Here is an 8,297-nt window from a genome sequence, read left to right as displayed (position 1 = left end):
TATCAGGTGAACTCTTTTTTATTACTAACTAAACATCTCTAATCAACAGCATGCCTTATCTGTTAATCACTTACAACTTTCACTACCAAAATCCTTGATTCGCATTCCATGTATCTAAATCCATTTTATGGATATTATAGTAATAAATCTTTAATTTGTATCGTTCAATAACGGAGGTATGCATAATGTATTATGTTAAATTAATAAAAGGACAATCCTTCTATGCTTTTGATCATCGTTTCTTATTAGATCAAGAAGAGCAAGTTACACAAAGGATTTTTAAATACCTGTGCAAAAATGAGTTTTTTGAAGTACGTAAAGACGAGGATATTTCCACAGCGTAATAGTGAGTAGCTAAGTAGTGTGTACGTTAAGAACCTTTATCTACAAACCAACCTCTGTAGTATGTAGTAACTACAGAGGTCTTAATATTTTATCTCTTTAATAAATTTTGCATAAACTAAGCCTCCCACTTCCTCCGGCACTCCTCTATCCCACTAAGCAAATACTTCTTCGTCATATCTGCCCGTTTCCAAATGGAAATCGTTCGTTTCATCGCCTTATTATGACGTATCCGCTCTACCTCTTGTAACAAAGGCATCCATTTTCCAGAGGACGATTCCATCATATATTGTAACCCTTCATCCTTCGAAACAATCGTTTCATGCTCTAACGTATACAAAATACGGCCCATTGTGACAACAGCTGATTCTACCCATTCTTCGATTAGAAACAAGTATGGTTTTGACGCCTTTTCACTCCAGTACTGCTCTACGTTATATTTCATTGTTTCTACAACCTTACTCCATGGGACCTCAAACGGAAGTTCACTTGCTTCTTCTCCAGTCACAGTAATTCCACGGTTCTTCAGCGTCCACCATGTCACATCATTCACATCCCAGTGACCTACGTTAACTTTCCCGTCAGTACAATAGACATACTGCGGTATCTCTTGGTTTCGCTTCCCTAAATCAGCAAACGAGATATACATACCGTCCATCCGTTCTCCCAGCTTACTTTTACTCAATCTTTTATGTAAGTCACTTATTTGCACCTTCTCAAATTCACTGACTGTCTCTCTCGTTACCGTTACAAAATCAACATCACTCGTACCAAACTGGAATGCCCCTAGAGCGATTGAACCGTATACATATACCCCTACCAATTGTTCATTAAAAAATATGTCTTGCAGTCCATTCACATATTGATCCATTAGGTCCTTTACTTCTTTTGGTAATTCTTGTTTCACTATACCCTCCACATCCATCCCCCTTAGTAAAATTACCTTTAATAACTATTTTTTCCATATAAATATATAAGAAAAGCCCTTGCAATCACAAAGGCTTCTATATTATAAATATTTCTCAATTTCTGCATATACGTCCTTCAAACGAGGATTTCCTTCTCCAACGATTTCACCGTTTACAAGCACAACTGGATAAAATAAATCCTCTTCAATTACACGCTCTGCAAAAGCTTGCTTCTCAGCATCTTCTTGCTCTTCTTGAATATCAATGTATTCAAACTTGAATTTATCATCTTGTCCTTCATATTTGCGACCAATTGCCGCTTGTAGCCATTCAAATGTTTCCGTTGAAGACGGCATTCCAACGCAGCTCGCACAAATTACTTTTGCCCCATATACTTGAACATTAACCATTATTTCTCCCCCACTTCTCTGTTCTAACAGTACACCTTGATGACTTACCTTATAAGCACATCTCTTTACAAGTTTAATTCTTGTCCCCTATACTGAAAAAACACGTTGTAAACATGATACAAAATTTTGACAATAAAACAGGAACAGAAAAAATAGATTTTCCCCTGTATCTTGATTATAATAAAATGGATGAAAGGAGTCGATAAAAATGGAAAACCCAAATATGCAAGAACAAGTACTAGAAGTATTAGATAAATTACGCCCGTTCTTACTTCGTGATGGCGGTGACGTTGAGTTAGTAGATATTGAAGAAGGTATTGTAAAGCTACGCCTTATGGGTGCATGCGGTAGCTGCCCAAGTTCTACAATCACACTAAAAGCTGGTATCGAACGCGCACTACTTGAAGAAGTACCAGGCGTTATCGAAGTAGAACAAGTATTTTAATTTAAAAGCGGAAGCGGCTCGTTTAGAATCGCTTTCACTAAATATTTATAAAAAAGAGACCAACATTGGTCTCTTTTTTATAAATTTCTATTAAGACAACCAATCCAATTTTCGAATCCCAAGCTTATCGACAGGCAAACGTAGGAGTTCATAAAAATGCTTCATAAATTGCTCTGAACGGTTCACATCGTGTAAAATATCTTCTAAGTGATCTCGGTACATACTTCTTTGTTCTTCATTTTCCGTCAAATAGTATTGTTCTACCGTTTCAAAGTAGCGAAGCGGAAAGAGAAGACGCGCAAATAAGAGACGCCACCCAAAAGAAGAAAGCGGATAATTTTTCTCATAATCTGTTACAAACTGAAAAATTGTTTGTTCCCAGCCTTTCTTCTTTTCCATCGATACATAGCGAATCCATTCTGCCAAATCTCTACTTGGATGATCATATACCCAATCGATGGGAATTTTTAATTTATTCGTTTGTTGCCATAATAAAGGGGTGAAACGTTCTTGGCAGATCGTTGCCGCATCAGCAAGCTGAGGTGTATCATCTATTTCTGTATCAACGACATATTGAATGGCATTTTCAGCAATACCTAAATAATATGGAAAAGACTCCATAAATAGTTGATCAAATACATCTGACGGCTGATTCATCAGTTTTGATTGCCAAAATCGCTCTAATTGATCCAGCCTTTTTTCCCATAATGCCTTCCATTCACCGATGCGACTTAATTGTTCTATTTCTTCAGGAAAAAAGGCGCCTCGTTTATGGAATAAAGAAAGCTCGCTACCTAACGAAGTAGCATGTCGATCGAGCAAACGCATACCTTTTAATAAACAGTAATTTTTTTCTTCTATCTCACTTACATAGTAACCGTGCACTGTCGGAACAAAAGTCGCTACAGTAATATCCCCTTGCTGGTTCATATAATCGCTTAATTTTTTCATTTCAACGAGTACATCTTCCTCCATATTCCCAATCGGAAGAAGTACATAAATTTTATTGCGAATCCAAAAGCTTTTATAGGGGCCAAGGGGGATTAATTCTTTGACATGCATTTGATAATGCTCATAAATATGCTGAATCATCATAGTCGCCACCTATGGTTTTTCTTTATATATATGAGCTTGTGCTCGCCTTTCATTCCTATGCACATGATAAAGCAACAAAACGTATACAAATAATAAAAAGAAAAAAAGGTGATAACATGAAAAAATCAAATCAACTACAAGAAAGAGCATTACAACTACTACAAGAGCGTGGTGTAACAATCGATGATATTGCGGAACTTGTTCATTTTCTTCAAAAGAAATACCATTCAAAATTAGAGATGTCCGAATGTCGTTACAATGTAGAACGTGTATTATCCAAACGCGAAGTACAAAATGCACTCATTACAGGAATTGAATTAGACGTCCTTGCTGAAAAAGGAATGTTAAGCAAACCATTACAAGATATCGTAAAACGCGATGAAGGCTTATATGGAGTCGATGAAGTAATCGCACTTTCAATTGTAAACGTGTATGGCTCTATCGGTTTCACAAACTTTGGATACATCGATAAATTAAAACCAGGTATTTTAGAATACTTAAATGATAAATCATCTGGAAAAGTCCATACATTCCTTGATGATATTGTGGGCGCAATCGCTGCCGCTGCATCTAGTCGCTTGGCTCATCGCGCTGAGCATGCAGAATGAGGTAAAACCGTAAACAAAAGAACCCATCTCTTTGTGTAAAGAGGTGGGTTCTTTTGTTTACATAAATTGCAATTAACCATACAATTTATGTAAGTTCGAATATTAAAAAGGAGTGTGTCCTGATGTCTAAAAAACAAATCTTCTCTTGGCTTTCTCTACTTTTCGCGCTGGTTGCCTCCACCACATTCTTTCTATGTCTCTCATGGTCATGGCGCCTTACCCCTTCACTAGAAGCCACCATTATTATAAGTAGTATCTTATCTATCCTTTTAGCACTCATTGGAGAAAAAGGATTGGTTCGTGTAATAAGAGGAACATGCTCTTTCGCGATACTCTCTTACATTATTTTTTTCGGTTATGTTATACGCTTAATTTGGACAGGGCCATAAAAAATTGTTAAAAACGATATTCACCTAAATCATACTCCATGAGCAGGAACTCTCTTCCCCTGCTCATAAACGAAATATTCTTTCGAAACCCAACATTCTCATACAATGCAATCGCCCTTTTATTAAAAGTAGCAACACTTAAACGGATTCTTTTCGGCTGAAACTCTTTCAAAGCAAATTGGAGGCCAACTTGAAAAAAAGACTTCCCCATCCCTTTCCCTGTTAGCCCTGGCTTCATACCAAGTCCAATATCCACAGTATCTTCTCCTACGTATAACTTTGCAGCCCTTCCTCCTGGAACTTGTGCATTTTCTCCAAAACAAAAGTAGCCAATTAGTTCTCTATGCTCGTTACAGCAGCCATAGTATGTTCCATCTAATAGTTCTTCTATTCCCTCTTTACTTCCCGAAAAGCTGTATAACGAATACGGTTCCTCATACTGCCACGTATTGATTTCTTTTGCTTCTGCCCCTGTTAGTTTGTGTATATCCATCTCTCTTCTTCCTTTCTAAAACTACTTACTAACAAAGTTCTACATAAATCCCGAAATTCACCTTCTATTTTTGAAAAGTTTGTAAATTTTTAAGCTACAAAATTAGAAAACTTTTTCTACATTCGCGATATCGAAAAAACAACAGATGAAACGTTGTATAACAATTTATCCCGTACTAAAGGCCCGATTGGTTCAACTAATAATCAGTGGGGGATGAGGAAACCCCCCACTGATTAAAGTTTCACTTTATTGAATGAACTTCCGACGTGGATAAAAGAAGCAAAGGAGAAACGAGTTTTATTATAAACATACTAAGAAAGACCGCTGTAAAAGCTGTCTTTCTTACGCTGATAATTCTTTAAGCGTGTCACTTAGTTTAAATCTTCTTAACTGGAATGAAGCAATCATAGATGCACTTGTTCCGAGTATAACACTTGCTATTGCCAGTAATAGCACTTGATTATATGGAATTGTAATAACTGTTAATTCTAAACTTGATAATACAATATAACTGAAAATCACTCCGCCTCCAATACCTGAAATAATGAAGATGATTACTACCAATAAACGAATTAACATAACCATTTGAGATAAGAGCTGCTCTTGCTCTTTTAACAAATCGGTACTATTTATAACCTCGACATTCTCTTTCCCTTTTGTTATCTGTATTACTTTCTTCTTAATTGTTTCAAAAGGTACCTTAGAGTCTGTCATAATTTGAATCGATTCATAGCCTTTTATACTAAACATATTCCGTGCCCATTCTTCATTTACAAAAACGTAAGAACCTCGAAGTCGTAAGTCTTTCTCTATAATAGAAACAACTTGAATTTGCTGTTTTTCTTTCCCTTTTCCCTGTACTTCGATTGTGTCATGTAATTTAACCCCTAAATTTTTTGCTGTATCTTTTGTAATGACTCCTTCACCATTTCTTAGTGGCGTACTCAAGCTTTGTCCAGAAATAACTTTCATCTGTGTTACTTTCTGAAATGAAGTAATATTAGTACCTACAACTTCCATTGCTTCATAATCATACTTATTTTTCCTCATAAACTCGTACCATTCTTGATTTGCCTTTTTAAAGTCATAATTTACAAGTTTAGATGTGAAGTCAGGGGCTGCTCCGACAATTTCTTTTACTCCTTCAACCTTTTGTATCTTTTCTAACCAATGAAACGGTAGACTTTCAATCCCTTGTGATTGCATTGGAACACGAATGACTAAATCTGCTGGTAAATTCTTTTGTAATCCTTGTTTCGTTCCTTCATACATCGCATTCACATACATCGTTCCAACTAGCGATAACATAAATCCAAATGCTAGAATCGCGACTGACACAGCTGCCTTTTTACGATAACGAATTACATTTCTACCACTAATCGTTGTCTCAATGCGAAATATCATTTGAAATGGTTTTGCAATAACTGGCGTAATAACACGAATACATAACGGAATTGCAAACAACAAACCTACTGCAAATAACAGCGCTCCTATCGCACTTGGATTAAAACCAATATATTCTTCAGTAAATCCACCACTTAAACCAATTCCAGCACCCACTATTAAAATAACGAGACTGAAAACGCTCCATTTCTGTTCTTTCTTTTGATTACTTGGAATTCCTGGTCTTAATGCTTCAACAGGAGGGATTTTTCTTACCATAAATGCTGGTATGATCGCACCTACTACAGACATGACAATTCCTAATAAAAATGTAATGAGTAAAATCTCACCTGAAATAGAAAACGCTTCTTGACCTGTACTTTCTACATTCATCCACTTGTTAATAACAGAAGCCGCAAGCTGATGTGTACCAGCACCAAGAACAACTCCTGCCAATGAACCAATCGCTCCAATACATAACGCTTCTAATAAAACAACAAGAATGACCTGGTTTGGATTACTACCAAGTGCACGTAATAACGCCCATTGCTTAAAACGACTCCTTACAGATAAGAAGAAACTTCCCATAATTAAAAGCGCTACAACAAATAAAGCAATCCCGCCTAAGCTAAAGATTAATGGCTTCATCACATTTAATCTTTCAAATGCTTTATCTACATATGTACGCTGATCTATTTTGATATTTTCTAATTTCTTATTGGCATCATTAGCAATCATTGTCTTTACATTAACATCCGATGTTTTTACTTGAACAAGATTAAATTGATTTTGTAAATTTAATTCCTTTTGCATCCAAGTAATCGGAAAATATGCGCTATGTCCCATTGCTGCCATCAATGGTGGATTCAAAATCCCTACAACCTTAACATTTTTTTCACCATGTGGTGGGAAAGGTAGGCGAACCATATCTCCAACTTTTATATTTTCTCTATCTGTATACCCTTTTGTAAGTGCTACCTCCGCTCCTTCTTTCGGGTATCGCCCTTCTACAATTTTATAAGCACGCATATCAGGTGAATCTTGTTCAACTCCCCAATACGATGGTTTGCCAGAAAGCTCTTTATGATTTGGTAAAGGATAAGGAATAAGCACTTTTGATATTTTTTCTACACTTTCAAGACCATTCAGCTCTTTTAAATTTTCATCTTTTAAGTACATATCATTTTTTATATAACCAAATTGCAAATTATAATCCCCGTAGCGACTTACAACTTGCTCTTTAACACTTTGTTCTACAGATTGGTTCCCAAGTAGAAGCATCGTTGCTAACATAACACCTAGTGCAGCGCCAAGAGCGATTAACATGTTCCTTAGCCAATTCTGTCTAATAGACTTGGCCGCATATTTAATTATCCAAAACATCGCTCTTATCACCTACCTTAAAGTGCTTATTCATAATCTCTTGAATCTGCTTAACTTGCTGCGGCATATGGCGGAATTTCCACCCCTTACTTTCTATATGTTCATGGATAACTTCACCATCTAATAAGAAAATAACTTTATCTGCATGAGCAGCTACAAATGGATCATGCGTTACAACAACAGCTGTTTGTCCTAATTCATCACAAGCATTCCGAAGAGCTGCAATGATATTTTTGCTATTTTCAGAATCTAATGCCCCTGTTGGCTCATCTGCTAATATAATCGCTGGTTCATTCGCAAATGCCCTCGCAATCGCAACCCTTTGCTGCTGACCACCTGATAATTGCGATGGTAAATGTTTTTCCTTTCCTTTTAAACCAACAAGCTCTAATAACCGATTTGATGCTGTAGTAGCTTTCTTCTGCGGGACATTATCTAGTAATAACGGTAATCCGACATTTTCTTCTGCATTAAATACAGGTATTAAATTAAACTGCTGAAAAATAAAACCGATTTGATGTCTCCGAAACAACGCGAGTTCTTTTTCTTTTAATGATGAAATTTCTGTACCATCTACTCGAATGCTTCCCGCCGTTGGAATATCCAAACCTCCAAGCAACTGTAAAAGAGTTGTTTTCCCCGACCCACTCGCTCCCATAATGCAAACGAAATCACCTTTTTGAATTTTAAGATGAATTCCCTTTAATATCTTTACTTTACTATCGCCAATCTCAAAAGATTTTTCTAAACCTTCAATTTCAATGGTATTCATTTCATATCCCCTTCTTTTTCTATTTTTCTATCTATATATTTTAGTTAGAACTCGAAACCCCTACTATTA

9 protein-coding genes are annotated in these 8,297 nt (G+C 36.3%); 3 read left to right on the top strand and 6 right to left on the bottom strand.

Features of this window, described 5'->3' with window-relative positions:
* Nucleotides 1-185: 185 nt before the first annotated feature.
* Complete coding sequence (locus HRG09_RS18945) at nt 186-344, top strand: YqbF domain-containing protein (protein WP_174102422.1); 159 nt, start codon at nt 186-188, stop codon at nt 342-344.
* A 116-nt stretch (nt 345-460) separates the two neighbouring features.
* On the opposite strand, the gene HRG09_RS18940 is transcribed toward HRG09_RS18945, so the two are convergent.
* Together HRG09_RS18940 and HRG09_RS18935 are read right to left on the bottom strand one after the other, a co-directional pair.
* Nucleotides 461-1,261, bottom strand: a complete 801-nt coding sequence (locus HRG09_RS18940; RefSeq protein WP_309232250.1) for an aminoglycoside adenylyltransferase domain-containing protein — start codon at nt 1,259-1,261, stop codon at nt 461-463.
* Nucleotides 1,262-1,351: 90 nt separating this feature from the next.
* Entirely contained in the window at nt 1,352-1,660 is a 309-nt protein-coding gene (locus HRG09_RS18935) for a YuzD family protein (RefSeq protein WP_174102420.1), read from the bottom strand.
* A gap of 208 nt (nt 1,661-1,868) precedes the next feature.
* Here HRG09_RS18935 and HRG09_RS18930 point away from each other — a divergent pair, with 208 nt between their 5' ends.
* A complete protein-coding gene (locus HRG09_RS18930; protein WP_000431179.1) occupies nt 1,869-2,105 on the top strand; it encodes a NifU family protein in 237 nt (78 codons plus the stop codon).
* A 90-nt stretch (nt 2,106-2,195) separates the two neighbouring features.
* Here the strand turns inward: HRG09_RS18930 and yutH are convergent, their stop codons facing one another.
* Nucleotides 2,196-3,197 carry a spore coat putative kinase YutH gene (gene yutH / locus HRG09_RS18925; RefSeq protein ID WP_174102419.1) on the bottom strand — a complete coding sequence of 334 codons (1,002 nt, stop codon included), beginning with the start codon at nt 3,195-3,197 and terminating at the stop codon, nt 2,196-2,198.
* A 119-nt stretch (nt 3,198-3,316) separates the two neighbouring features.
* Between yutH and HRG09_RS18920 the strand changes: the two genes are divergently transcribed.
* Nucleotides 3,317-3,808, top strand: a complete 492-nt coding sequence (locus HRG09_RS18920; RefSeq protein ID WP_174102418.1) for a phosphatidylglycerophosphatase A family protein — start codon at nt 3,317-3,319, stop codon at nt 3,806-3,808.
* 396 nt (nt 3,809-4,204) lie between these two features.
* On the opposite strand, the gene HRG09_RS18915 is transcribed toward HRG09_RS18920, so the two are convergent.
* The 3 genes from HRG09_RS18915 to HRG09_RS18905 form a co-directional block, all read right to left on the bottom strand.
* Nucleotides 4,205-4,690 (bottom strand): GNAT family N-acetyltransferase, encoded by a 486-nt coding sequence (locus tag HRG09_RS18915; RefSeq protein ID WP_174102417.1) that lies wholly within the window; start codon nt 4,688-4,690, stop codon nt 4,205-4,207.
* A gap of 342 nt (nt 4,691-5,032) precedes the next feature.
* Nucleotides 5,033-7,456: an ABC transporter permease gene (locus tag HRG09_RS18910; RefSeq protein WP_174102416.1), complete on the bottom strand. Its 2,424-nt coding sequence runs from the start codon at nt 7,454-7,456 to the stop codon at nt 5,033-5,035.
* Complete coding sequence (locus HRG09_RS18905; RefSeq protein ID WP_174102415.1) at nt 7,440-8,228, bottom strand: ABC transporter ATP-binding protein; 789 nt, start codon at nt 8,226-8,228, stop codon at nt 7,440-7,442. Before HRG09_RS18905 ends, HRG09_RS18910 begins: the two co-directional genes overlap by 17 nt.
* Nucleotides 8,229-8,297: the final 69 nt, after the last annotated feature.

Source organism: Bacillus sp. Xin1, from assembly GCF_013314535.1.
GTDB lineage: Bacteria > Bacillota > Bacilli > Bacillales > Bacillaceae_G > Bacillus_A.
The sequence above is the reverse complement of the archived record's forward strand: the minus strand, read 5'-3'. Positions and strand labels throughout refer to the sequence as shown.